Origin of the sequence: Cobetia sp. 2AS, from assembly GCF_029846355.1 — a bacterium.
Classification (GTDB): Bacteria; Pseudomonadota; Gammaproteobacteria; order Pseudomonadales; family Halomonadaceae; genus Cobetia; species Cobetia amphilecti.
Map to the genome: position 1 here is coordinate 458,262 of NZ_JARWKQ010000002.1, position 26,582 is coordinate 484,843.

The following is a 26,582-nucleotide window of genomic DNA, read 5'->3' on the forward strand; positions in this document are numbered from 1 at the left end:
GAACTGCGTCAGGCGATGGCGGCGCTCTGACGAGTCGCGCGAACCCGTTCACAGACGGCATCGGTGATCTCGCGCGTGGTGGCGCTGCCGCCCAGGTCTGGCGCATGCAGACCCGAAGCGACCACTTCTTCAATGGCGGTCATGAGGCGCTTGGCCAGTGCCGTCTCACCCAGATGCTCCAGCATCATGACGGCCGTCCAGAAGGCGCCCACCGGATTGGCGATGCCCTTGCCGGTGATATCGAAGGCAGAGCCGTGGATAGGCTCGAACATGGAGGGGAAGGTGCCTTCCGGATTGAGGTTGGCGGTCGGGGCAATCCCCAGGCTGCCGCTCAGAGCCGCAGCGAGATCGGAAATGATATCGGCATGCAGGTTGGTCGCGACGATGACGTCCAGCATGTGGGGCTTGAGCACCATGCGTGTCGTGATGGCGTCGACCAGTTCACGCGTGATCGTGACGTCCGGGTAGTCCTTGGCGACTTCGAAGAAGATCTCGTCCCACAACACCATGCCGTGGCGCTGGGCATTGGACTTGGTCACCAGCGTGAGATGCTTGCGCGGACGGGACTGCGCCATTTCAAAGGCGAAGCGGTGAATGCGCTCGATGCCCTTGCGAGTGAAGATCGAGACTTCAGTCCCCACCTCCTCCGGAAGCCCCTGGTGGACACGGCCGCCATTCCCGGAGTATTCCCCTTCACTGTTCTCGCGAATGATGACCCAGTCGATATCCTCCGCCTGCTGAAGACGGCTGGTGATCCCCGGGAAAACACGGGCGGGGCGCACATTGGCGTACTGATCGAACCCCTGGCAGATCTTGAGACGCAGGTCCCACAGCGAGATGTGATCCGGCACCTTTTCACTGCCTACGGCGCCGAAATAGATGGCATCAAAGGTCTTGAGCTCCTCGATGCCGCCATCCGGAATGTACTGGCCAGTCTTGAGGTAGCGCTCGGAGCTCCAGTCGAAGTCGACGAAGTCGAAGGTGACATCGGTATTGTCTTCCGCCAGCACTTCCAGCACACGCTTGCCGGCTTCGATGACTTCAAGACCGATACCATCGCCCGGGATGACTGCAATACGGTGGCTATTCATGATGTAGGCTCTCTTGTCATTGGGGTGGGTGAATCAAGGCGTGATCACACACTAGCCAGCGAGCCACCGAGCCGACAATGCACTAGCATTCACAACACCTTCAACCAGGAAGTTGAAAATGCAATCGCTCACAGAACTCGATTTCTTCCTGACGCTCTGTCGGGAAGGCAGCATGTCCAACGCCGCCCGCGTGCTGGACATCAGTCCGGCAGCCGTCAGCAAGCGACTGGCAAACATTGAAAAAAGACTCAAGATTCAATTATTTAACCGCAGCACGCGCTCCATGAGCCTCACGCCCGAAGGCCAGATATATCAGCGCCATGCGGAACAGACCTTGAGCCAGGTGCTGGAGATGGAAGAGCAGCTTTCCCGCCATGAGGGGCAGGTAAGAGGAAGACTAAAGGTGAACGCCCCGCTGGGCTTCGGGCGCAAGTACATGGCGCCCATCATCTCGGGCTTCGTTCAGGCGTATCCGCAGGTCGAGGTGACATTGCATCTTTCCGACATCCCGCACGCCATGGTCGATGGTGCCTTTGACGTCGCCATTCGATTCGGCGAGCTGCCTGATTCCAATCTGCATGCACGCAAGATCGCCTCACATCGCCGCATCGTCTGTGCCTCTCCGCATTACCTTGCCCGCCATGGGTGCCCGCAGCATCCCGATGAACTGGCCAACCACGAATGCATCACCCTGCATCAGAATCGGGACTCATGGAGCATCTGGAAATTTCAGGGCAGTGAGGAAACCTGTAGCGTCAAGGTGGGCGGCAGCCTGTCCACCAATGATGGGGAAAGCGCCCTTCGCTGGGCCCTGGATGGCCGCGGAATCGTGCTGCGAGCGGAATGGGATGTGGCGCCTTATGTCGAGGCAGGAGAGCTCAAGATACTGTTCGAGGAGTATCAATTGCCCAATGCCGACATCCATCTGGTCTATCAACATCATGCCGTGCTGCCGCTTCGGATCCGCCATTTCATTGAGCACACCCAGGATTATCTGGCCCGCCACCCCTTCAAGTGACACCGCAATCCCTTCAAATGACGCAGGGCTTTCTGCAGGGCCAGGGCTTCATTGCGACAACGAAATGCCCTGATGCAGGCGTGCATCAGGGCATTGGGGGAAAGCAGCTCATTCACTTGCTCAGAGACCTCAAGGCGATCACCGGAGTGACGTGATCACGCCCCTTCCGCCTCGGCGTCCTGTTGCTTGGCCAGCTTGTGACCGTCTTCTGATTGCCCGATCTTCCAGTAGCTGGAGACGTAGAAGTGGGACTTGGGAATCTCATGCACCTGCTTGAGGTGAGCACGCAGCGCTCGCATGCTGCCGAATTCACAGGCCGCCCAGACAGATACCTGGCCCTCCAGGCTCGGCAAGGAGGCGATCTTGTCCAGCAGCGGCTGGCCGCTCGGGTCCGGTTGCGCATTGATGACCCAGTGCAGCTCGATGCCGGCCGGATGCTCAAGCGTCTGGATATCGGCTTTGCTGGTCACCTCGATGACGGCGTGACCGCGCGCGTCTGCCGGCAGCTCGGCCAGATTGACGCTGATCGCCGGCAAGGCTGTCATGTCACCCGCCAGCAGGAACCAGTCGGCTTGCATGTTGATCAGCTTCTTTGGCCCCGGGCCGCCGATGGTGATGCGATCCCCGGGCTGGGCGCTGACGGCCCAGGCAGATGCCGGGCCGGCGTGGTCGTGCAGCGCGAAGTCGACATCGATCTCGGTCGCACGCTGATGACGAATGGTATAGGTGCGCATCATCGGGCGCTCGCCTTCCCCGCGCGGAAACACCAGTTTGATATAGGCGCTCTCCTGCCCCTCGGGGATGGAGCCGATATTCTCCCCGCCCAGGGTGACGCGCAGCATGTGCTCCGTCACCGGGGTGGAACGAATCACTTCAAGCTCTCGCATTGCGGGCTTACCCATCTTGCGCACTCCTCTGGCAAACGCCTTCAAGTTGTTCAGCATCGCGTGCTTCACACTCGCTTGTATTGTGGATCATGGCAGATGCCGTTTTCAGGAAGGTGGCGACCTCCTCATCGCTGAGGTCTCCCGCCATCCGCCGAGCGGTCTCATCTTCCAGGGCTTCAATCTCTTTGAGCATGTCGTGGCCCGCCTCGGTAGGGGCGAGAAACAGGCTGCGACGGTCCTGCGGATTTTCCGTCTTGACGATCAATCCCGCCGTCATCAATTCATTGAGCACCCGCGTCACGCGCGCCTTGTCCTGCCCCAGATGCTGCACGATCTTGTGCGCCGTGCACTCGGAGGTACGGCCAATGCCCTTCAGCACCCGAATGTGCGTGACAGGCAGATCAAGCTGGTAGCGCTGAATGCCCAGACGAAGCTGCCTGCGATAGACATGCATCAGCTGATGCAGCACATCATTGAGTGATGCCTGACTCATGTGTCACTCACCATGTGGTTGGTATAGGTCAACTATATTGTCAGATGGTTGATACTGTCAACAAGAATATGATCGAGAAGCATTCTCATCTTAATGCCGAAAATCTCATATGCCTATCACGCTTCTCTCCACTGCCAAGCGCGCTTTCGGCAACTCTTGCTGCGTGACATGGTGACAGCGAGCGGGAACCTGCTAAGGTCGAAGGCCACACATTCCTGACGCCCACGAGAGGCATCGATGGCTGAACTCTGCCTGCTGTTTGATTCCGATGGCACCCTGGTTGATAGCGAAATCCTCCTCGCCGAGGCCATGTCCAGCACCCTGCCCCGCTATGGTCTGCCGTTTACCAGCGACCGCTACATGAACGAGTTTCGCGGCATGCGCTTCATGAGCATCGTGCGCACGCTGGAGGCAGCTCATGGCGTTCTGGAAGAAGCGCCCACACGGCGCATGGAAAGCGAGATGCGCGCCCTGCTGGAAGAGTTGATGAAGGCACACCTCACGGCGATGCCCGGCATGTCAGCCGCCTTGATGGAGCTTGAAGGCTACCCCTGTGGCGTGGTGTCCAACGGGCCTGAGCGCAAGGTGCGTCTGGCGCTCGATACCACACGCCTGGCGCGCTTCTTCGATGGCCATATCTACAGCGCCTATACCCTGGGCGTGTGGAAGCCTGACCCGCGCATCTATCGACTCGCGGCCGAGCAGATGGGCTTTTCGCCATCACATTGCGTGGTGATCGATGATGCCATCGTCGGGGTACAGGCAGGGCTGGATGCCGGTATGCAGGTCATCCACTTCGCCCATCACGACGACGGCCATGAAACGCCGCGTGGCGCACTGCGCATGCACCATGCGCGCGAGCTGCCGAGGCTGGTGGCGCAGATTTCCCAGAAGCTCGCTGCGCAGTACTAGACGTCGTCGCGCCTTCTCCCTCAGTTCCCGCACCATGCCCCTCGCCTCGTGAAACCCCGTCTCATGACATCCCGCAACGAGAATCCCGCCCCTGAGGCGGGATTTTTCATGCCTGGCGCACAAGACAGGCTGCTCGTGGTGTGACTCGCTTTGCCTGTCGCAGCCACCAGCACTCCCGATCGCGAATGGCGCAAGCCTCCCTCTCCTTCCGATACGAATAGGCAAGTTTTAGCGACTATAGCGCCTATATATCGCCCTTCTCGATACTTATAGTGTCTCTACAGCAAACACGCACCAGACACGCAAGGCTCGCAGGACACGACCGCACGGACAGCCAGACGCAGCTGTCGTGCGCGCGCCTGACGTGACCCGAGCGCAACCGCCGCACACCTGCCATCAGGACCTTGACCATGACTCGCAACACCCCATTTGGCCCCAAGGGCTGGACCCCGGACAGAATCGGCTCGCTCCTCGGCAAGACCTATCTCATCACCGGCGCCAATAGCGGCGCGGGCTTTCAGGCAACGCGCATATTGCTGAGCAAGGGTGCCGCCGTCGTGATGCTGAATCGCAACCCGACCAGATCAGAGGCGGCCATCGCGGCGCTGAAAGCGGAGTTTGGCCCCGCGGCGAATATCAGTCACATACGCATGGATCTGGCGGAGCTGGCCTGCGTGCGCAGCGCGGCCGCGGAAGTGCTGGAGAAGGTCCCGCAGATCGATGCCCTCATCTGCAATGGCGCCATCGCTCAGGTTTCCCGACAGCAACTCACCGTCGATGGCTTTGAAAGTCAGCTGGGCGTGAATCACTACGGGCATTTCCTGCTGTGCGGGCTGCTGTTCGAGCGCATCGATGCCTCCAACGGGCGGATCGTCGTGGTCTCCAGTGAAGGCCACAAGATGGGCCTGAAAACCATCCAGTTCGATGACATGAACTGGGAGCACAACTATCACCCGAACAAGGTCTATAGCCACAGCAAGCTGGCGCAGATGATGTTCGCCTATGAATTGCAGGACAGGATTGAGGCGGCAGGCCGACAAGTAAACGTCTTTGTCTGCCACCCGGGCGCATCCAACACCTCACTGATTCGTGACAACGCCAATCTGGCGACTCGACTCAGCTGGGCAGTGATGGTGAAGACGGGAATGACGCAGACGGCCGAGAAAGGCGCTTACCCGGAAGTCATGTGCGCCACCGAGGAGACTCTCAGGCAGCGGGCCTACCATGGCCCGACGGGGCTGATGAATTTCGGCGGGCCGGTGGGCGAGTGTGAATTGGGGGCATTCGTTCTGGAGAAGAGCGTCATGACCCGGCTATGGCAAGTCTCGGAGAAGGCAACGCAGTTGAGCTGGTCGATTTGACCTTGAGCCGACCACCGACCTTCCCGCCACCTTCAGGGAGGTGAATCCCATGAAGGTATCACTGCTAGTGACAGGTCTTCTGATGATGATTCCGAACATGTCGTTTGCCAACCGCCTTTATGACGAGATCATCCAGCCGGAGACCTCGATTCAGGACAGTGAAGGCAATACCTATCACACCGTGAAGATCGGCGCTCAGACCTGGCTTGCCGACAACCTCAGAACGACTCGCTTTCAGGATGGCTCGCCCATCCGGACGGCATTCATCCCCGAGGATGATCCCGACAACCTGTTGTCATATGGCCGTCTGTATGACTGGCACGATGTCAGTGATGCACGCAATCTCTGCCCGGCGGGCTGGAGAGTCGCCTCGGATGAGGACTGGAAAGCGCTGGAACGCGCCATCGGAATTACAGAAAGGGAGATCGACTCGACGGGCTGGCGTGGCGATGACGATATCGCCATCACGCTCAAGGCGGCTCAACCCGACTCCCTGTTGACGTCCTTCGATCAGGCGCGCATCAATTTCACCGGCTTTTCGGCCAGACCGGCGGGCGTGAAGTGGAAGGGCTGGTATATCACCCAGGGCACCTACGCCGAATTCTGGACCCGCAGTGAGGCAACGCCGACGAAAGCGTTTGTCAGAACTCTGGCCTACTCCTGGTGGAATCCGCACAAGGGCGAGATCCGCCGAGCGACACTTGGCAAGGATGGCATGTTCTCGGTGAGATGCGTAAAGGACTGATCAGATCACAACACTGGGGGTAATTTGAGGGGCACAGTCGGTAGTGATATAGGCGCGAGAAGCGCTTGAGCAAGGACTCTGATCCGCTAGGTCACGCCGATTGAAGACATTCTGACGTCAGCGATTGAAAGCGTGGTTCAACAAGAATCCTTGCTGAAGGGTTCCTGCCGGTTCCGGGAGCAAGATGACATCGTCATGGTCCAGCGTCTTTCCGCAAATGGCGGGCTTCACGTTATTGTGTCGTGCTGATCATTGCTGGCTGGCAGCTAGCGCTCAGAAAGACTCGACCATGATGTCACGCACACTCCATCCCGGAGGTGATATCGGCTGTCAGGCGCTCTCGCTCAAGGCATGTTCGATGCGGGTGGCGGGGACACTCTTGCCGGCATCATTCACGAAATCCGTCGCGTGATTCTTGTCTTCAATGGCCCACTTGCGAGCATGTCCGCGGCTGCCTTCTTCACTCAAGGCATGCTGCACCCTGCCTGCCGCCACGCTCATGCCGCTTTCCACATAGACTTGCGTGCTGCGCTCGGCCGGCTGCGCCTGCCCCATGATACGGCTCTCGCTCAACGCCTCACGGACACGGGTGTCGCTTTCGCCATTGTCGGCAAATGCCGCATTGCTCACAGCACACAGCGCAGCTGTCACACACAGTACTTTCATGGCTTTCATGGTGTCACTTCTCGTCTTTTTAGTTGGGTTGGTCAGATCTGCAAGACTAGCGATTTGCTGAACGTCAGATTGATAGAGCTCAAGATTGATGGAACGTAAAATCGATGGAACGTGAAATCGATAGAACGTCAGGTTGGTGGCGCCAAGGGCCTGTGAGCCAAGCGCGTTGTCAGCCAACAGATTCCCCGAACAGGCTTCACTGGCCACCCTTGGCCACGCCTGACCTCACATATTGAACTTCACCAGCGTCACGATACGTGACAGGCCCTGGGCCGCCGCCAATGACTGCGCAGTATTGCCACGCGCATCCTGGATCGAGGGGTCCGCACCTGCCTGCAGCAACAGCTTGATGATGTCTTCATTGCCGAACAGAGACGCCATCATCAGCGCCGTCTGGCCACTGTAATTGCGATGATTCACATCGCAGTCGGTATTGGCGATCAGCCATCTGGCTGTTTCATCAAAGCCGCGAAACGCCACGCCCATGAAGGCATTGCTGCCCTTCTCATCGAGTGCACAGGCGTCAGCTCCGGCGGACTTCAGTAGCGCCAGGGTGTCGGTATGCCCGTAGTAGGCCGCGAGAATGAAAGGGGTATAGCTGCGGGAATTGGTGACCGAGAGATCACCGCCCTGCCGAACATATTCCCGGATCGCGGCATTGTCGCCATCGCGTGCGGCGTCAAAGATATCGATGTCGCCAGCCGCGACAGCCTGCCCCGCCATCACCATCATCAGCAGACTGGCCAACACCGCCAGCCATCTTCTGCCCAGGCCGTGTTGCTGCCCGGTGGGGGCTGTGGCTCGCATCGTATGCATCTTGCGCTCCTCTCTCGTCTTTCGCTCGTCTGGCGCACATGTTGCGCTCGTGTTGCGGCCGGCAGAGGAGCGCAAGCTCCCCTGCCGGGTGAAACAGGTCCGGGACTTCCGGGCAGCGGTTGTTCGCGATCGCATCACGCTTTTCTTTCTAAGCCCTGCTTTCAGCCGCTGCCTCAGACGCCTCAGTCCTCGATCAGCTCTTCCACGTCGTCCATGTCGACGTCTGCCACCTTGGCCAGACGCTCACCGTATTCGTGGTCGGCCTGGTAGAAGTGGCTGACCATGATCTCGCGGATCTCCTCGTTCTTGACCTTGCCCAGGTCAGTTCCCAGCGCCTGGATCAGAGCGTCCTGATCCTGCTCGGAGAAGGAGCGATACAGCTCACCGGCCTGAGCGAAGTTCTGCTGCTTGCCGATCGGCTGCTGCTGGGTGGTGCCATTCAGGGTGTAGCGCTTGTACTCGTACTGGCTGTCATCCACCAGCGAGTCGGCGTTGCGGCTCGGCTGATAGTTGATGGAGCCGGAACGCGGCTTGGAGTAACCCGCGCCGTCCTGATGGTTGTTGTGCACCTCATTCTTGGGCGCATTCACCGGCAGCTGCATGAAGTTGGCTCCCAGGCGATAACGCTGGGCATCGGCGTAGGCGAACAGACGCCCCTGCAGCATGCGGTCTTCGGACGGCTCGACACCCGGCACCAGGTTGGCCGGCGACATGGCCGCCTGCTCGGTTTCCTGGAAGAAGTTGTCCGGCGTACGATTCAGCGTCAGCTCACCGACCTTGCGGGCAGGAATCAGGTCTTCCGGCCACAACTTGGTGGTATCGAGCGGATTGAAATCGAAGCTGTTCAGCTGGCTGGGATCCAGAGTCTGGATATAGAGATCCCAGACCGGGTCATCGCCGGCATCCAGATGGGTATAGAGGTCATCGGTCAGATGGTTGAAGTCAGTGGACTGCACCTTGGCGGCTTCTTGCGGCGTCATGCCGTGGTTACCCTGACGCGACTTCCAGGTGAACTTCACGTACTTCCAGTCGCCTTCGGCATTGACGAACTTGAAGGCATGCACGCCAGAACCATCCATCTCACGCAGGCTGGTCGGAATCCCCAACGGCGAGTAGAGGTAGGTCAGCATGTTGGTGCTTTCGGGGATATGGCTGAAGAAATCGAAGTAGCGATTCGGGTCCTGCAGGTTGGTACGCGGGTCCGGCTTCAGCGCATGGATCATGTCCGGGAACTTCATCGCATCGCGGATGAAGAACACCGGGAAGTTGATGCCCACGATGTCCCAGTTGCCCTGCTCGGTATAGAACTTGACGGCGAAGCCACGCGGGTCGCGCAGGGTTTCCGGCGAGCCCTTGCTGTTGATCACGCTGGAGAAGCGCACGAAGACCGGCGTCACCTGGCCCTTGTCCTGGAAAGGTGCCGCGACGGTCAGGTCGGTCAGGTCCGCGGTGGCACGGAACTCACCGTAGGCACCGGTACCGCGAGCGTGGACGACACGCTCCGGAATGCGCTCGCGCTCGAAGTGCGCCAGCTTCTCCAGCAGGTGGTGGTCCTGCAGGAGTGTCGGGCCGTTCGGGCCGGCGGTCAGGGAGTTCTGGTTGTTGCCGACCGGCGCACCATTGGAACGAGTCATCACTTCCTGCTGCGCCAGACTGCTGGCAGAAAGGCCCAGCGCCATCACGGCCGTCAGGGTCTTCATGGGAAAACGTACGTTCAGCATCTCGCAAATTCCTCGTTAAATCAGGGAGTAACGGGGCAAGGAGTATTGGCGAGAAGTTCCCATAGCAAAAATAAATAATAACTAACCAGGGAATAGCGAAAACCTAACGTGTTGCAATATAAGCACCAGTTGATTCATCCCGTCAGCGAGGAACCCGGGGTGGCGTCCGCCACGACGGCCACGACTTGCTGCATGTTCATGCATACAGGTGTCGAGCTGCTGCGGTTTTCAGGTCAGATGCAAACTCCTACCTCATAAATCGCCCAGCAAGAGACCGCCAACCCAAGGCCTGAGGGCCAGCCGTTCAGGCCAGGATTGTTGCGTCCTGTCATCCAATCCGCGCGGCTCAAGATACTCGATGCTGGCCGTCGCCCACCTCGAATACGCACGAATCAAGGCCCATCGTCAGCCCACTCCCCCTTTTTGCCTTGTCGTCCGCTGCCGGCCGCCTGTTGCTGAGAGCCTACTGTTGAGCGCCTCTCGCCAAGCGCTATATGGCTTGCTCGTCCCTGCCTGAGATGACCAAGAGAAAGGACCGAGAGACATGGCCGAGAGACGTGGCCGAGCGAAGGGCTTGGCATGGTATGCCTGAGCAAGGCCAAACCTGCGCCCTGTCAGGCGTTTGCATACGCCAGAAACGACAAGGGCCCCTCATGTTGAGGGGCCCTTGTCGTTAGGTCTTGCGCCGTCTCTTTCAGCGCATGGCGCGGTTAGGCCTGGCGATTCGTCTTCTTCGGCTTGCGCTGGAAGGCCGGCATGTCATCGATGACCAGTACCGGATTCAGCTCTTCCTTGGGGAAGTCATTCTTGAGCCAGCGCAGCATCGAGAGCGCCAGAATCAACATCACCGGAATCATCGGCAGCGCCACCACGATGGTCGAGGTCTGCACCGTCTGCAGGCCACCCAACTGGATCAGCGCGACCCCGACGGCCGCGATCAGGAAGGCCCAGATCAAGCGGAACGAGCGCTTGGGTTCCTGATACCCGGACAGCTTGCGTGAGGTCACCGAGGCCAGCACGTAGGCCGAGCTGTCCAGCGTGGTCGCCAGGAAGATGAAGCACAGCAGAATGAAGGCCACCGTGACCAGCTTGGCATACGGCAGGGTCTGCAGAATGCCTTCCACCGCCAGCGGGATACCGCCGCTGTCCAGCAGCGCCTTGATGTCCAGCGCGCCGCTGATCTGCAGATCCAGCGCGTAACCGCCCCACACCGCGAAGAATACCCAGGTTCCCAGCGAGCCGAACACCAGCTCCGCGATGATCAGCTCACGAATGGTACGGCCGCGCGAGATACGCGCCACGAACAGACCCACCATCGGCGCGTAGGCGATCCACCAGGCCCAGTAGAAGACGGTCCAGTCCTTCCAGAAGGTGGAATCCCCCGCCGGGTCGGTCCACAGGCTCATCGGGATGAAGTTGCCCAGGGTCTTGCCGAGGCTGTTGACGAAGCCTTCGACCATGAACTGCGAGTCACCGACGATGAAGGTGAAGGCCAGCAGGAAGATCGCCAGGATCACGTTGACGTCGGAGAGAATCTTGATGCCCTTGGCCAGACCGAACCAGACACTGGCGGAGAACATCGCCGTCCAGATGCACAGCACCGCGACTTCCAGCCCGAAGTTGGCTTCCATGCCGAGGATGCCACTGACCAGCTGAGATACCAGCGGTACCGCCAGCCCCAGCGAGGTGCCGACGCCGCCGACGATCCCGAACACGACGATGGAATCCAGCAACACGCCCCAGGCGCCATCCGCATGACGGCCCAGCACACCGCGCGAGGCGACGGACAGACGCACGCCCGGGCGCTTCTTGACGTACATGGAGTAGGCGATCGGCAGGCCCGGCAGGCAGTAGAAGGCCCACGGCGTAAGCCCCCAGTGGAACTGACCGAAGGCCAGCGCCCACTCCGCGGCCTCACGGCTCTTGGCCGCCACGTGATAGGCCGGCGAGGTGTAATAGTAGATCGGCTCGACCCACGCCCAGTTGACGATCGCGATCCCCATCCCGCAGGTGAAGATCATCGCCACCCAGCTGAAGTAGGAGAAATCGGGCGTGTCCTCTGCCCCGCCCAGTCGGACGTTGCCGTAGCGGCTGAAGGCCAGCCAGATGAGGAATCCGACGACGCTCAGGCCGGCCACCAGATACAGCCAGCCGAACTTGCCGGTGGCGAAGGAGAAAGCGGCATTGATCAGCGCGGTGCTGGCCTCCGGGAACAGGATGACCGGGCCGATGAAGGCCAGGATGACCAATACGGCGGGGATGAAGACACGCGGGTCCAGATGATCGCCATCACTGGCGGGGGGAACTGCTTCTTGCACGACTACCACCTTAGTGAGAAAGCCCGAGCAAGAGGGGCGAGACGTCGCTCTTGCTCGGGCAGTTCGCTGTATTCAATAATTTTTCGTAATGAAAAGAGCGCAGTATTATACATTTTTTTATTCCACGCGCATTATACTTTCTCGGCAACCGCGGGGAGCATGAATCGCGACACGGTATTTTCTCATGCAAACATGAATTTTATTCATTAACCCTGCGCTGCGCGCTCCCCCTCCTCGCGCTCTCCTCATGCCTTCTTCGCGCCCTCCTCGACCAAGTTTCCACCAGACGCGAACAGGCCGCCGACACGTCAATGTCGGCGGCCTGGGGGTCTCAAGCGCTCATGAGCGGCGACTGTCACGCAGAAGCCAGCACCTGACGCGGCAGTCTTACCGCCCCTTGCATCACGAGGGTCATGCCAACCGATGCGCCACTATCAAGAGCAGCATCGTCAACGTTCACCTCGTGTCACAAGACGCTCAGCGCTTGAGCACTTCTCATGCGCCGGAAGCTGCCCCCCTGCCAGCTCAGGGTCAGACAAGCCGGTCTTGAGCGATCAGCACTGGCTGACGTACTAGGTCACAAAAACGCCCCACCTCGTGAATCACGAGATGGGGCGTTGGAACGTCCAAGGCGCTATCGACTGCCTTCAGTCGGCGGCCCTCGGTGGACAGGTACCGTATGGCGGGATCAGCTTGGCAGGTACTCCTCGCTCCAGCTTTCGGACACCACGCCCTCCTCGATCAACTGGTCGATCTCTTCATCGCTGTGATCAAGCCCCTTGAGTACCGAGCGAGTCGAGGCGCCGTATTTCTCGGCCGGCGACAGCGGGTAGATGCGTCCACGCCGCGGACGGATGGCGTAGGGATCAAGCTGGGTGATCTCGTGACCGCTGGGGTGGTCCGAGTAGACCGAGAATGAATAGCTGCCGGCATCGATCCCGGTCCGCTCGCCAGCCGGGTGGACGTTGTAGGAGCGCAATGTCTCCAGGTTCTCGCACACGGCCGCGGCGATATCCGCCGCCTGCAGTCGCTCGACCCAGTCATTGGCTCGCGCGCTGATGAAACGCGGTGCCAGGTAGGCGGCGCGCTCCTCACGCGGGATTTCCGGCAATTCTTCCAACCCCTCGACCTTGCGGAATTTCTCCAGCTCCGACTCATAGACACTGACCAGCAGGATGCCATCGGAGGCTGAATAGAAACGCGCCAGATCATCATAGCCAGTCGCCTCACGACCGGACGGCTCGTCGAACAGGCCACGGCGCTCATAGTCATAGCAGAACGGCAGCTGGGCCAGACCGCTCAGTGCCGACAGCGAGGTCTTGATGCGCGAGGTGCGACCGGTCTTGAGCTTGCGATACAGCGCGGTGGCAATCCCGAGCGATGCGCCAAAGCCGCACATGACATCGATGGTGCCGACGTGAGCATGCTCCTCGGGAGTGTCCATGCTGCCACCGAAGCGCAGCATGATGCCGGTGGTGGCCTGCACCAGATCGTCATAGCCGAGGTAGTTGGTGCGCGGCCCGGGCAGCACGCCACTGAAGCAGTCCAGCTGACAGAAGACGGCGTCCGGATTCAGCTCGCGCATGGCCTCCTCGCTCAGGCCCATGGAGGCCACCTGCCGGTCGGTGGCATTCCAGACCACCACGTCACTCTGGCGAATCAGCTCATCCAGGATGGCGCGCCCGCGGGGCTGTCTGACGTCGGTCAGCAGCGAGCGCTTGGAGCGCATGTGCGACAGGCCGAAGATGACGGTATTCCAGCAGTCATAGAACGGCTTGGCCGGGTCGACCTTGATGACCTCGGCACCGAAGCGCGCCAGATACGCCACCGAGTGCGGCCCGGCGATCACGTTGCACAGATCCAGAATCTTGACGCCTTCCAGCCAGCCATCGCGGGCATTGCGTGCCCGCACCCGCGGCAGCTTGGTCTCGATGCGGGTCAACACCGACAGCGCATGGGTGACGCTCACCCAGCGCCGCGGCCTGGGCGTCAGCATCTCCTGTCCGCTGTCGGCCATCCACACCATCGGGCCGGGCTGGATCATCAGCCCGAATTCCGGGTCCTCGACCTCAACCATCAGGCCCGCCGTCTCGGCGTGGTCATCGTGGATCCACTCCTGCAGCCAGCGCTGCGGCGCGCCGGGGAACTTGCCCTTGCCGAAGATCTTCTCCCATTCCTTGGAGGTACGCGTGAGGAAGACTTCCTTCATGCGCGCCGCGATATGGTCCGCCCAGGACTTGGGCAACGGATAGACGCCCAGCGACATGTCGGATTGCCATTCGCTGCTCGGGCGATAGGTATCCGGCTCCTCGCTCATGCCTTCGGCGACCAGCTCATCGTAGAGGCCCAGTACCTTCAGACAGCGCTTGGCGTGCTCGCGGTGACTCGGACAGACCACATAGAACATGCGGCCATCCTTGCACTTGTAGCTGCGATAGAAGGGATCGAGCAGCTCCTGCAGCTCGTCGTAGTCGAGATTCATCGGCTGGCCTTCGATACGCCGACGTTCGATCTCCTTCTCGCGCTGGGTCTTGTAGCGCTCCGGCAGGCCCTCGATCTTGATCGAGTTGTAGCAGAGCCCTTCCATCAGCGCGCAGACCAGCGGCACCTCGATCTCGTCGCCCATGCCGGTCCGCTCGCGGGCCTGCAGCGCCAGCACCACCGAGGAAGCCGCCAGCATGGTGCCGTAGGCCGAGCCCAGCGGCAGCGGCGAGAAGGACGGATTGATGCCCATCAGCACCCGGTTGAGACCCATGTCGGTGAAGACGCCGGAGTTGGCGGCGATCACGCTCTCAAAGGCGCGCCAGTCGCGGCGCAGGGTGTCATTGGAGGCAAAGCCGGGAATCGACAGCGTGATCAGCTCATTGCGCTCCTCGCGCAGGGCCTGGAAGTCGATGCCCAGCCGCTTCATGACCCCGGGGCGGAAGCTCTCGATCACGATGTCGGCCTCCTCGATCAGCGCCAGCGCCTGCTCGACGCCCTCCTCGGACTTGAGGTTCAGCGAGACGATCAGCTTGTTGCGATTGAGCGTGGCGTTGGCCGGCGACTGCCACATCGGCCCGCCGGGCGGGTCGACGTGAACCACGGTGGCGCCCAGGTCGGCGAGGATCATGGCGACGGCCGGGCCCGCCATGTATTGACCGAAATCGATGACCTTGACGTCAGTCAGCGGCAGGCGGGTTTCGGAGTGGGTTGTCATCGGTGCGGTCCTTCTGTCCGGGGGGCATGCGGGTTGCGTCAGCCCCGGTGAGCGTCATGTGTTGAGAGAGACAGGAAAAAGTGCACTCAGCGAGGCTTGGCGTCATCGCGCGGGCTGGGAGTCTCCAGCACCAGATGCGGTTCGAGCACCTTGCGCGCGAAGTCCTGGCGCAACCAGCGCACCAGCGACCAGGTCAGGATGAACAGTACCGGAATCATCGGCAGCGCGACCACGATAGTGGAGGTCTGCACCGCCTTGAGGCCGCCCAGCTGGATCAATGCCACCCCGACACCGGCGATCAGAAAGGCCCAGATCAGACGCACGCTGCGCTTGGGCTCCTGATACCCGGAGAGCTCACGGGTGGTCACCGACGCCAGCACATAGGCCGAGCTATCCAGGGTGGTGGCGAGGAAGATGAAGCACAGCAGGATGAAGCTTGCGGTGATCAGCTCGGAGAACGGCAGCGTGGCGAGAATCGCGGACACGGCGCCGGGGATACCGCCGTCACTGAGTGCAGCCGCGACATCCAGGGTGCCACTCACCTGCAGGTCCAGCGCATAGCCGCCCCAGACCGCGAAGAACACCCAGCAGCCCAGCGAGCCGAACACCAGCTCGGCGATGATCAGCTCACGGATGGTGCGCCCTCGCGAGATACGGGCGACGAACAGCCCCATCATCGGCGCGTAGGCGATCCACCAGGCCCAGTAGAAGACGGTCCAGTCCTTCCAGAAGGTCGAATCGCCCACCGGGTCGGTCCACAGGCTCATGGTCACGAAGCTCGACAGCATGGTGCCGAGACTGTTGACCCAGCCTTCCACCATGAACAGCGACGGCCCGGCGATGAAGGTGAAGGCCAGCAAGGCGATGGCTAGAATCACGTTGATGTCGGAGAGAATCTTGATGCCCTTGGCCAGCCCGAACCACACACTGGCGGAGAAGATCGCCGTCCAGATCAGCAGCACCCCAAGATTGAGCGCAAAGGACGGCTCGATGCCCAGCAGATCGCCAAGCAGTCGTGATACCAGCGGCACCGCCAGCCCCAGCGAGGTGCCGACACCGCCGACTATGCCGAATACCACCACGGCATCCAGCAACACGCCCCACCAGCCATCGGCCCGCTTGCCGAGCACGCCGCTGGAGGCCACGGACAGACGCACGCCCGGGCGGTTGCGCACATACATGGAATAGGCGATGGGAATCGCCGGCAGGCAATAGAACGCCCAGGGCGTCAGCCCCCAATGGAACTGGCCATAGGCCAGCGCCCACTCGGCGGCCGCATCACTGCCGGCCTTGACGTCAAATGGCGGGCCGGTGAAATAGTAGATCGGTTCGACCCACGCCCAGTTGACGATGGCGATACCGATGCCGCCGGCGAAGATCATCGCGACCCAACTGAAATACGAGAACTCCGGCGTGTCCTGCGGACCGCCCAGACGGACGTTGCCGTAGCGGCTGAACGCCAGACCGATCAGGAACACGACGACGGAGAAGCCCGCCAGCAGGTAAAGCCAGCCAAAATTGCCGGTCGCGAAGGCGAAGGCCGCATTGACGGCAGCCTCACCGGACTCGGGAAACAGGATGATGGGAATGATGAGGCCAGCGATGACGAGCACCGAGGGCAGGAAAACCCGCCAGTCGATCTCGTCGCGGGCCTTGTGGGAGGCGCGGGGCTCGCGTGTCGGGCTCCCGCTGCCGGAAGCCGTCTTGGGCGCAGAACTGCTCATGTTGATCACCGTTATTGTGGTTATGCGATTCGGTGTTTAGGCGAGGCCCACCGCGATTGGCGTATCGCTGGTGGACCACTCAACGCATGGTGTTGAAAGGGTCTAAAGGGTCTGGCTGTCCAAAGTCGGAAGCTCTGACGCGTCACATCGATTGCCGTCACGTCTCAGACACAGCACAAACGATGCCGAGACTCGTCAGTCCCGCTCAATCGGGACAGAATTGCGCAATACCATCTTCGAAGGACCAATCGATATCGTGATTCTCCGAGATCGTGATCAGGACGTTGCCGGGGGCAATCCCCGGGTTTCTGCCCAGCGCCTCGACCACTCTGGCGTAGAACGCCTTCTTGGCCTGGTCCGGCTTTCCGCTGCGCATCACCAGATGCATCATCACGCGGTCCTGATCGCGTGACTGGAATTCGAGGTCCTGATCGGCACATTCATGGATCACCTGGTAGCGATCATCTGCCGGGAAATCCAGGGTCTCGATGACGGCGGCATTGACCTCATCGGCAATCGCCTTGCGATAAGCATCAGACTTGCCTTTCAGAACATTGATGGTGACAAAGGGCATCATGGCCTCCGCTTGCACCCGGGCAAGGGGTGCGGTGAATGAACATCGAACTTGCCAGACCCCGGGGCCTAGCGATGACGGAAGACCGGCGCTCGCTTGGCAACGAAGGCGCTCATGCCCTCCTTCTGCCCCTCGGTCGCGAAGGCGGCCTGAAAGAGCAGACGCTCTTGACGAAGCCCCTCATTGAGCGGGGTCTCGAATGCCGTGTTGACGGCTGACTTGGCCATCTTGACCGCCGGCGTGTTGTAGCCCGCGATGGTATGCGCGGCCTCGAGCGCGTTCTGCATCAACTCATCCTTGGGCACGACCCGCGCCACCAGGCCAATCTCCTTGGCCTCCTGAGCGCCGATGTTGCGACCGGTCAATACCATATCCATCGTCATCGCCTTGCCGACCGAGCGGGCCAGGCGCTGTGATCCGCCGATGCCCGGCAGAATGCCCAGCTTGATTTCCGGCTGGCCAAACTGGGCGTCTTCCGAGGCGATGATGAAGTCGCACAGCAGGGCCAGTTCACAGCCGCCACCGAGGGCAAAACCACTGACGGCGGCGATGATCGGCTTGGAAATCCTGCGCACCTCGTCCCAGGGCGAGAGAAAGTCATCCATGTAGAAATCAGTGAAAGACTTCTCGGCCATTTCCTCGATGTCCGCACCGGCGGCAAAGGCGCGGGGATTGCCGGTGATGACGATGGCGCCGATGCCCGGGTCGGCGTCCAGCTCGCGGAGGACCGCCAGCGTCTCCTCGGCCAATTGGCGGTTGAGCGCATTCAGGCTTTTGGGGCGATTGAGGATGATCAACCCGACGCGCTCGCGGCGCTCGACGACGATCATCTCGAGAGTTTCCGGCTCCGGCGCGTCAGACGCCGGCTGTTTGGCCTGGGGTTGCGATTTCACCATCTTGTTCATTCTTGTCTCCCGATGTCGGGTGGCGTCACTCTGGCGTGAGCTCTGGCGTGAGTCCTGGCGTAACTTCTGCGTAAATTCGGCCTAGCCGCTTACTTACTGCGTATCGCAGGACGTTGCGGTACTGGGCGATGACGCGTCACTGGATGACGCGGCGTCTGGCACTGCGCCGCGCGTTTTCGCGTCGCTACTTGATGACTTGCGAGCCGGACGGGCCTTCTCTGCGCTGCCATTCTCGCTGCTCTGATCACCGCTCTGTTCGCTACCATTCTCGACAGGCTGCCCGCCGTGCTTCTGGCGGTCAGATTCGGGCAGATGATAGGCACCATGGCGTGCCATCAACTCGTCCAGAATCGCCTCGCGATGCTGGCCAAGGCCCGGCGCACTGCAGGGCACCTGACTGTCGATGTCCCGGCGCCCCGTGAGCTTGATCGGATTGCCCGCCGTCCTGAATGGCTTGCCGGCCTTACCCTGGACCTGAACGATCATGTTGCGGGCCTTCAGCTGCGGGTGATCGAACAGCTTGTCGATGGTATTGATCGGCGAGCACGGCACGCCCTCCTCATTGAGCAGATCCACCCAATGCTGAACCGGCTGCTGCACCAGGATCATTTCCATCTCGATCACCAGTTCCGGACGATTCCTGCAGCGCATGTCGTTGCTGAGAAAACGCGGATCGAAGGCCAACCGCGCCGCGCCGATGGCATCGGCCATCAACAGGAACAAGGTGTCGTTGCCGGCCGCGATGACGAGCTTGCCATCCTGCGCATTGAAGCTTTCAAACGGCGCCAGCGAAGGATGGCAATCGCCGGTGCGATGCGGCACCTTGCCCTCGATATCGAAGCGCGCCAGCGCCGTTTCCATCAGCGCCGCCTGGCAGTCGAGCATGCCGATATCCACCCGCGTGCCCTGGGCATCCCGAGTGCGGCTATAAAGCGATGCGAGAATGCCCACCGCCGCAAACAGCGCCGCGCTCAGGTCGCCAAAGCTGGTCCCCACGCGGGCGGGCTCTCCATCAGGCCAGCCGGTCAGGCTCATGATGCCGCCCATGGCCTGCACGACCATGTCGTAGCCGGGCAGTTCGCTGAAGGGGCCGGTGTGCCCGAAGCCCGAGATCGAGGAATAGATCAGGTGAGGATGCGTTCTGGCCAGGCGCTCAGGGCCATAGCCCAGGCGGTCCATCACCCCGGGGCGGAAGTTCTCCACCAGCACATCCGCCTCATCCAGCAGGCGCTCAAGCAGCTCGCGGTCACGAGGCGACTTGATGTCCAGCACGATGCTTTCCTTGTTGCGGTTGAAGCAGCTGAAATAGGCGCTTTCTCCCTCCACGAAGGGACCGAATTCGCGGGTATCGTCTCCGGTCCCGATCTTCTCCACCTTGATGACACGTGCGCCCAGGTCAGCCAGCACCATGGTGCAATAAGGCCCGGCGAGTACCCGTGAGAAATCCAGCACGGTGATCCCGTCCAGTGGCCCCTTCTTGAGTTCCGTCTGCGTCGAGATGGCCATCGGTCAACTCCCAAAGTCGTGGCGTATTACTGTGCGTTCAGGATCCATCCCGCGGCTTTTTCCGCGATCATCAGGGTCGGCGAGTTGGTATTGCCGCTGACGATGGTCGGCATGATGCCGGCATCGGCCACCCGCAATCCCTGGATACCGCGCACACGCAGACGGCTGTCGACCACCGCCATCGGGTCATCCGCGCGCCCCATGCGCGTGGTGCCCACCGGATGGAAGATGGTGGTGCCGATATCGCCAGCGAGCCTGGCGAGCTCTTCATCAGTCTGGTACTCGACCCCTGGCTTGATCTCTTCGGGCTTGTAACGCGCGAAGGCAGGCTGGGAGGCGATACGCCGCGTGACCCGCAAGGAATCGGCCGCGACCTTGCGGTCTTCTTCCGTGCTCAGGTAGTTGGGCGCGATGGCCGGGGCCTGACGCGGGTCGGCGCTCTGCAGACGCACCGTGCCACGGCTGGTGGGGTTGAGATTGCAGACACTCGCGGTGATCGCCGGGAAGGGATGCAACGGCTGCCCGAAGGCCTCGAGGCTCAGCGGCTGGACGTGGTACTGGATGTTGGGATGGGCGTAGTCATCGCTGCTGCGCGTGAAGGCCCCCAGCTGCGACGGCGCCATGCTCATCGGCCCGGAACGCTTGAACAGGTACTGCATGCCGATGCCCATCTTGCCCAGCAAGGTGCTGGCCATGGCGTTCAGAGTCTTGGCATTGGTGACCTTGTAGACCGAGCGAATCTGCAGGTGGTCCTGCAGGTTCTCGCCGACGCCGGGCAGGTCCTTGACCACCTCGACGCCGTGTTCCTCCAGCAATGCCCTGGGCCCGACGCCCGAAACCTGCAGCAGATGTGGCGAGCCGATGGCGCCGGCACACAGCACGACCTCACGCTTCGCCGAGAGGTTGATGACCTTGCCATCACGCTCGACCTGCAGCCCCGTGCATCGCAGATCGGAGGCGTCCTTCGCCTCCTTCGCTGCGTCCGCCGCCCCTGTGCCAGCCTCTGTTTCAGACCCTGTGTCAGCCCCCATGCCCTGCTCGTCGCCCGCGAACAGCAGACGATTGACCTGGGTGGAATGCCACAGCGTCAGGTTGCTGCGCTTGAGCGCCGGGCGCAGGAAGGCCTTGGCCGTGTTCCAGCGCCAGCCCGCACGCTGGTTGACCTCGAAATAGGCCACCCCTTCATTGCTGCCGCGATTGAAATCCTTGGTGCGCGGAATGCCGGCCTGCTCGGCCGCACTGGCGAAGTCATCCAGCACTTCCCAGTTGAGGCGTTGACGCTCGACGCGCCATTCCCCACCGTGACCATGGAAATCACGCTGCTCAGGGTCACTGCTGGCGCCGTCATCCAGCAGCGCGTGGTCCTCGTGACGCATGAAGTCAGCCAGACACTTCTCCCAACGCCACTCGTCGTCTCCGGACACCTCGGCCCAGTGATCGTAATCCCGCGCCTGGCCGCGCATGTAGATCATGCCGTTGATGCTGGAACAGCCGCCCAGCGTCTTGCCGCGCGGATAGATCAGCGAACGGCCGTTGAGTCCCTTGTCCGGCTCGGTGCGGAACATCCAGTCGGTGCGCGGATTGTTGATGCAGTACAGATAGCCCACCGGAATGTGAATCCAGTGGTAGTTGTCACGTCCGCCCGCCTCGACCAGCAACACGCGGTGGTCAGGGTTGGCGCTGAGGCGATTGGCCATCAGGCAGCCGGCGGAACCGGCGCCCACGATGATGTAATCGAATTCAGAGAGATCGTCGCCCGGTTTGGCGGGGCGAGCGTCCTGCTCGCCCTCCGGGGATCGATGCGGATTGTTCTTGTTGTCTGACATGGCGCGTCCCTCTCCAGACAGCTGGCGTATGCTGGTAGATAACCAGAATGCAGATGACCGCAGTCGCGAGCGACTTACTTGGCCGTCGGCATGGCGAATTCGGCACCGGCATCGATGGAATCCGACCAGCGCTGCATGATGGACTTCTGCTTGGTATAGAAACGCACACCCTCTTCTCCGTAGGCGTGGGTATCCCCGAACAGGGAGCTCTTCCAGCCACCGAAACCGTGCCAGGCCATCGGGACCGGAATCGGCACGTTGATGCCGACCATGCCGACCTGAATGCGGCGCCCGAATTCCCGCGCGACACTGCCGCTCTCGGTGAAGCAGCTCACGCCGTTGCCGAATTCGTGGTCGTTGATCAGCTGGATGGCGGTCGCGACGTCCGGCACGCGGACACAGGCCAGGACCGGGCCGAAGATCTCTTCCTTGTAGATGGTCATGTCCGGCGTGACGTGATCGAACAGCGTGCCGCCCATCCAGAAGCCTTCAGTGCTGTCGCCGCCGATATCGTTGCCGGTGAATTCACGCCCGTCGACGATCATCTCGGCGCCCTCCGCGACGCCCTTTTCGATGTAACCGCAGATACGCTCATGCGCCTGACGGGTGACGATCGGGCCCATCTCGGCATCCAGGTTCATGCCGTCCTTGATCTTGAGCTCGCGGGCACGCTCGGCCAGACGCGGCACCAGGGTGTCCGCCACATCGCCCACCATCACCGCGACGCTGATGGCCATGCAGCGCTCGCCGGCGGAACCGTAGGCCGCGCCGATCAGGGCATCCACCGCCTTGTCGAGATTGGCGTCCGGCATCACCACCATGTGGTTCTTGGCGCCACCCAGTGCCTGGATGCGCTTGCCGTGACGGGCGCCGCGCTCGTAGATCAGGTTGGCGATCGGGGTCGAGCCCACGAAGGACAGGGCGCGCACCTTGGGATGATCGATCAGCGCCTCGACGGAATCCTTGTCGCCCTGCACCACGTTGAAGACGCCATCCGGCAGGCCCGCCTGCTTGAGCAGGTCCGCCATCATCAGCGAGGCGCTGGGGTCCAACGGGCTCGGCTTGAGCACGAAGCTGTTGCCTGCCGCGATGGCCACCGGGAACATCCACATCGGCACCATCACCGGGAAGTTGAAAGGCGTGATGCCGGCGACGACGCCCAGCGGCTGGCGCATCGTCCAGTTGTCGATGCCGGTGCTGACCTGATCGGTGAAGTCACCCTTGAGCAGCTGCGGGATACCGCAGGCGAATTCGACGATATCGATGCCGCGTGCCACTTCGCCCTGGGCGTCGGTGAATACCTTGCCGTGCTCGCGGGTGATCGCCTCCGCCAGCTCGTCCTTGTGCTCGTTGAGCAGCGCGAGGAACTTGAACATCACTCGGGCACGGCGAATCGGCGGCGTGTCGGCCCAGGCCGGGAAGGCGGCGTCGGCAGCAGCCACGGCGGCATCGACATCACTGTTGCGTGCCAGCGCGACCTGGCCGGTCACCTTGCCGGTGGCCGGATTGAAGACATCCTGAGTGGCGCTGGAATCGCCTCGGGTCACCTGGCCGTTGATGAAATGCTGGATAGCGTTGGCTGCTGTCGTCATGGTGCTGATCTCCGCTGGCGGTGTTTTATAGGAATAAGCCTGTGTCATGCACATGTCTGGCGCTGAAGGTCCTTCGCCTGGTCAATGACGAACGAGGACATGCCATCAGCAGGTGTTCATGAAATTACGCCGCCACGCGCAGGGTGCAATTGAGTAATTCTTGGGTGAGATATAACGATTGCTGATATCCGATTTCGCTCGAAAACTCCTCCTCTTGCCTCGAGAACCAGAGCAACATTCAATCCTTTATAATCAACCAGTTACAACAAAAAAGAAGGAAGGAGTACCGACAGCGGCAGGCGCTTCGATCACGAAGACTGTCCCGGGTGAACACGGCTTACCGCGACCAATGGCCAATAGGTGGCAGCGAACGCATTCAGGCCACAATGCGTGATGCAGGGCCAGCAGCACGCGTCTCGCCGGCCAGAAAATGCCAAACACATGGATGTCACTGATGCAGGATCTGTCCCGACTCAATGCCTTTGTCACCGTGGCGCGCACCGGCAGCGTGTCGCGAGCGGCGCAGGCGTTGCACCTCACCCAGCCCGCGATCAGCCTCAAGCTCAAGCAATTGCAGGAAGGCCTGGGATTGAGCCTGTTCGAGCGTCACCCCCATGGCCTGTTGTTGACGGCCGATGGCCAGGCCTTGCTGCCCAGTGCCGAGAAGACCCTGGCCAGCGCACGTGGCTTCGAGCAGGCCGCCGCGGCACTGCACAGCACAGTGCGCGGCAAGCTGCGCATCGGCACCATCGTCGACCCGGAATTCATTCGTCTGGGCAGCTTGCTGCGCCATCTACTGGAACGCGCGCCCAATCTGGAAACGGAACTCCACCACGGCATGAGCGGCTGTGTCCTCAAGGCGCTGCGCCAGAATGAGCTGGAAATCGGCTTCTACCTCGCTCCCCCCGGAGAAGGCCCACGCGACGACTCCCTCTGTTATCGCGAGCTGGCATTCTTCGACTATTTCATTCTCGCCCCCAGCGGCTGGTCATCGCGCCTGACGGAGACTGACTGGCCCTCCCTGGCCGCCCTGCCGTGGATCGTGACGCCGGAAAATTCCGTTCACTCACGCCTGCTGGCGCATGCCATGCGTGACAGTCAGTGCACCCCCCACCGCGTCGCGCAGGTGGATCAGGAAGTCTGCATGCTGGACCTGGTGCGAGCCGGCGTCGGACTGACATTGGCCCGCGATGTATTGGCGCTGGCCGAGCGTCAGGAGCGCGGCCTCAATATCGTGCCGGATACCCGCCTGCCCTGCGCCTTGAGCGTGGTATGGCGTCACGACAAGCAACACGAACCCTGTGTCGAAGCCGCTCTGCAAAGTCTCGAAGAGGTCTGGCCGTCCGAGTGAAGGAAGGAGGCCTCCCGAGACCGGACAGCAAGCGTCATGCTGACCAGAGAGGCCGGTGTGCATTCCGCGTTCTCCCTTCTTGCACGGCCATGCAGCACACTTGATCACCTCGGAGCTCTGGAGTCAGGGCACGGGGCTACTCCGTTGGCGCGGGATGGATTATTCTAGTCGTGATACTGAAAAAAACCGCATGTCCCGCCAGAGGCCGAGGGATGGCCTCTGCTCATGCGCTATCGAAGTATCCCCAGATGGCAGCACTGTCGAATCACAAGGTAATACAATGATAGATTTCAATAACAAAGGCTTTTTCAAACTCAAACAGAACGATGAATATGCCGAACGCGTCAATGACCTGCTGACCGATGGCGAAGAAATCATTTCAGCCTATAAATCAATGCGTGACGGGGTCGTGTTTACCAACAAGCGTATTATCGCTGTCAATGTTCAAGGATTGACAGGCAGCAAGAAAGACTTCACCTCCCTCCCTTACAAGAAGATTGAAACCTATTCCATCGAAACTTCCGGCACCTTTGATCTTGATTCAGAGCTCACGATCTATTTCTCGGCACTCGGTACGGTGAGATTTGAATTTACCGGCAAGACACGCCTTACCGAAATCTCGCAAGTCATCACCACCTATGTGTGTTGACTCCCTGCTGCTTCAGATGTGAATTCCTTTGATCAAACGGGGTTACCCAGATGAGTGACATGTCAGTCGACCAATTCGAAGAAAGCATGAAACGCGAACTCGACAAGTTCGTGCGCAGTACCAACAGAACCGCCAGCTCAACCTCCCGCGAGACCGCTCCTCGCGCGCGTCCTGAAGCACCACGCGCCAGAGAGACCACCACTCCCCTCAAGGGACTGCGGGTGACGCTTGGCGTCAAGCAGAAGCGACTGGCATTGGAAGTACCCTTCACGGTGCAGACCGACAGCATCTCGCGAATGGAAGCGCGCATCCATGCCGAGAAAGCGGCACGCAAGGCCGGGTGGAAGATCATCAGCCATGTGATCGACTGGAATGATACCGAGCGAGAACCCGACGTTCGCTGATACCTCGGCCACTAGGCCTGAGGGGGTGACATCGGTTGCGCCACTAGCCCATATCGAGATTACCGAAAGGCAATCACGCCTTGGGCGGCATAGGCTCTGTAGACACACTCACGGTCTAGAGGGGTATGCGCATGAAACACTTCGATTCATTGTTCTCGCTGTTCGCGGCTGTCCTGTTGTCAGCCCTGCTGCCCTTTACTATGGAAAGTGACGCAAGGTCTGCCTCTCACGACCCGCAACCTTTCTCATCCCCTCTGGCAGAAGGCTCGCTCAAGGAAGACGACGGCGGCGAGACGCCAGACGCGTGAGTTACCGACACTGGGGTAGCCTGATGTGTAGCCCTTCGCGAATCTATCGCCTGGAAACGTCTGCCCCGGTAAACTCCGCCTTCCTCGACACTGCCCGCTGGACCACCTCCCAGGCCGGCGCTATCGCTTTCGCTTGCGTCTCCCCGTTGCACTCAACCTTACGCAAGCAGGCTTCTTTATAACGTTCGTTGCGTGGCGGAGGGGCTGTGGTATTCCCCGTTTGATGTCAGTCAGGTTGGAAGCATCAATACACATATAGGTACATAGATAGCGGCCCTTATTGAAGGTAAGGAGGCGATTCAAGTAGTTGCTTGCACCAGCGATCGGATACTCCACTATGGGCAACTGCTTGCGCCCAGCCCCGAACCTCAAAGGGCCCTGATTTCACCCGAAAGCCTCGGGCTGGCATAATCTACCTCATGTGGTGCACGGGGCGACGTCACTTTCGCTACCGGGGCCACTTCATCAGGCGCCAAGCGCCGTCAGGATATATCAACAAGGAAGACG

Annotated in this window: 22 protein-coding genes; 8 read left to right on the plus strand and 14 right to left on the minus strand. The window is 60.9% G+C overall.

The window, feature by feature from the left end; translation table 11 throughout:
• Positions 1-8 precede the first annotated feature (8 nt).
• Positions 9-1,091 (minus strand): tartrate dehydrogenase, encoded by a 1,083-nt coding sequence (locus tag QD356_RS07080; RefSeq protein ID WP_192839318.1) that lies wholly within the window; start codon positions 1,089-1,091, stop codon positions 9-11.
• A gap of 118 nt (positions 1,092-1,209) precedes the next feature.
• Here QD356_RS07080 and QD356_RS07085 point away from each other — a divergent pair, with 118 nt between their 5' ends.
• Positions 1,210-2,109 (plus strand): LysR substrate-binding domain-containing protein, encoded by a 900-nt coding sequence (locus QD356_RS07085; protein ID WP_192839320.1) that lies wholly within the window; start codon positions 1,210-1,212, stop codon positions 2,107-2,109.
• Positions 2,110-2,264: 155 nt separating this feature from the next.
• Here QD356_RS07085 and QD356_RS07090 read toward each other — a convergent pair whose 3' ends face one another.
• Both QD356_RS07090 and QD356_RS07095 read right to left on the minus strand, forming a co-directional pair.
• A complete protein-coding gene (locus QD356_RS07090; RefSeq protein ID WP_192839321.1) occupies positions 2,265-3,011 on the minus strand; it encodes a siderophore-interacting protein in 747 nt (248 codons plus the stop codon).
• Entirely contained in the window at positions 3,004-3,450 is a 447-nt protein-coding gene (locus tag QD356_RS07095; RefSeq protein ID WP_225996651.1) for a MarR family transcriptional regulator, read from the minus strand. The genes QD356_RS07090 and QD356_RS07095 overlap by 8 nt, the downstream gene beginning before the upstream one ends.
• A gap of 276 nt (positions 3,451-3,726) precedes the next feature.
• Between QD356_RS07095 and QD356_RS07100 the strand changes: the two genes are divergently transcribed.
• From QD356_RS07100 to QD356_RS07110, 3 genes are all read left to right on the plus strand, one after another.
• The gene (locus tag QD356_RS07100) at positions 3,727-4,401 is read left to right on the plus strand and encodes an HAD-IA family hydrolase (RefSeq protein ID WP_192839324.1); all 675 of its coding nucleotides are present in this window, start codon (positions 3,727-3,729) and stop codon (positions 4,399-4,401) included.
• A 410-nt stretch (positions 4,402-4,811) separates the two neighbouring features.
• Positions 4,812-5,762 carry an SDR family oxidoreductase gene (locus QD356_RS07105; protein WP_192839325.1) on the plus strand — a complete coding sequence of 317 codons (951 nt, stop codon included), beginning with the start codon at positions 4,812-4,814 and terminating at the stop codon, positions 5,760-5,762.
• Between the two features lie 49 nt (positions 5,763-5,811).
• Entirely contained in the window at positions 5,812-6,507 is a 696-nt protein-coding gene (locus QD356_RS07110; RefSeq protein WP_192839327.1) for a fibrobacter succinogenes major paralogous domain-containing protein, read from the plus strand.
• 330 nt (positions 6,508-6,837) lie between these two features.
• Here QD356_RS07110 and QD356_RS07115 read toward each other — a convergent pair whose 3' ends face one another.
• The 11 genes from QD356_RS07115 to QD356_RS07165 all read right to left on the minus strand — a co-directional run bounded on the left by QD356_RS07115 (position 6,838) and on the right by QD356_RS07165 (position 23,363).
• The gene (locus tag QD356_RS07115) at positions 6,838-7,389 is read right to left on the minus strand and encodes a hypothetical protein (protein WP_192839329.1); all 552 of its coding nucleotides are present in this window, start codon (positions 7,387-7,389) and stop codon (positions 6,838-6,840) included.
• An 18-nt stretch (positions 7,390-7,407) separates the two neighbouring features.
• Positions 7,408-7,998 (minus strand): ankyrin repeat domain-containing protein, encoded by a 591-nt coding sequence (locus tag QD356_RS07120; protein WP_225996652.1) that lies wholly within the window; start codon positions 7,996-7,998, stop codon positions 7,408-7,410.
• A 182-nt stretch (positions 7,999-8,180) separates the two neighbouring features.
• Positions 8,181-9,719 (minus strand): catalase, encoded by a 1,539-nt coding sequence (locus tag QD356_RS07125; protein ID WP_279877330.1) that lies wholly within the window; start codon positions 9,717-9,719, stop codon positions 8,181-8,183.
• Positions 9,720-10,429: 710 nt separating this feature from the next.
• A complete protein-coding gene (locus QD356_RS07130) occupies positions 10,430-12,037 on the minus strand; it encodes a BCCT family transporter (RefSeq protein WP_192839331.1) in 1,608 nt (535 codons plus the stop codon).
• 688 nt (positions 12,038-12,725) lie between these two features.
• Positions 12,726-15,236 (minus strand): CoA transferase, encoded by a 2,511-nt coding sequence (locus QD356_RS07135; RefSeq protein WP_192839332.1) that lies wholly within the window; start codon positions 15,234-15,236, stop codon positions 12,726-12,728.
• Positions 15,237-15,322: 86 nt separating this feature from the next.
• Positions 15,323-16,960 (minus strand): BCCT family transporter, encoded by a 1,638-nt coding sequence (locus QD356_RS07140; RefSeq protein WP_192839333.1) that lies wholly within the window; start codon positions 16,958-16,960, stop codon positions 15,323-15,325.
• 205 nt (positions 16,961-17,165) lie between these two features.
• Positions 17,166-17,534, minus strand: a complete 369-nt coding sequence (locus QD356_RS07145) for a tautomerase family protein (protein WP_131432289.1) — start codon at positions 17,532-17,534, stop codon at positions 17,166-17,168.
• A 68-nt stretch (positions 17,535-17,602) separates the two neighbouring features.
• Positions 17,603-18,364, minus strand: coding sequence for an enoyl-CoA hydratase-related protein (locus QD356_RS07150; RefSeq protein WP_131433075.1), 762 nt, complete (start codon positions 18,362-18,364; stop codon positions 17,603-17,605).
• Positions 18,365-18,532: 168 nt separating this feature from the next.
• Entirely contained in the window at positions 18,533-19,945 is a 1,413-nt protein-coding gene (locus QD356_RS07155) for a CaiB/BaiF CoA-transferase family protein (RefSeq protein WP_192839335.1), read from the minus strand.
• A gap of 26 nt (positions 19,946-19,971) precedes the next feature.
• A complete protein-coding gene (locus QD356_RS07160) occupies positions 19,972-21,771 on the minus strand; it encodes a GMC family oxidoreductase N-terminal domain-containing protein (RefSeq protein ID WP_192839336.1) in 1,800 nt (599 codons plus the stop codon).
• Positions 21,772-21,845: 74 nt separating this feature from the next.
• The gene (locus QD356_RS07165) at positions 21,846-23,363 is read right to left on the minus strand and encodes a CoA-acylating methylmalonate-semialdehyde dehydrogenase (protein ID WP_107334494.1); all 1,518 of its coding nucleotides are present in this window, start codon (positions 23,361-23,363) and stop codon (positions 21,846-21,848) included.
• 454 nt (positions 23,364-23,817) lie between these two features.
• Here QD356_RS07165 and QD356_RS07170 point away from each other — a divergent pair, with 454 nt between their 5' ends.
• From QD356_RS07170 to QD356_RS07185, 4 genes are all read left to right on the plus strand, one after another.
• A complete protein-coding gene (locus tag QD356_RS07170) occupies positions 23,818-24,714 on the plus strand; it encodes a LysR family transcriptional regulator (protein WP_192839338.1) in 897 nt (298 codons plus the stop codon).
• A gap of 280 nt (positions 24,715-24,994) precedes the next feature.
• A complete protein-coding gene (locus QD356_RS07175) occupies positions 24,995-25,363 on the plus strand; it encodes a PH domain-containing protein (protein WP_192839340.1) in 369 nt (122 codons plus the stop codon).
• Between the two features lie 86 nt (positions 25,364-25,449).
• Positions 25,450-25,767, plus strand: coding sequence for a hypothetical protein (locus tag QD356_RS07180; protein ID WP_192839341.1), 318 nt, complete (start codon positions 25,450-25,452; stop codon positions 25,765-25,767).
• A 131-nt stretch (positions 25,768-25,898) separates the two neighbouring features.
• Positions 25,899-26,075, plus strand: coding sequence for a hypothetical protein (locus QD356_RS07185; protein ID WP_159055698.1), 177 nt, complete (start codon positions 25,899-25,901; stop codon positions 26,073-26,075).
• Positions 26,076-26,582: the final 507 nt, after the last annotated feature.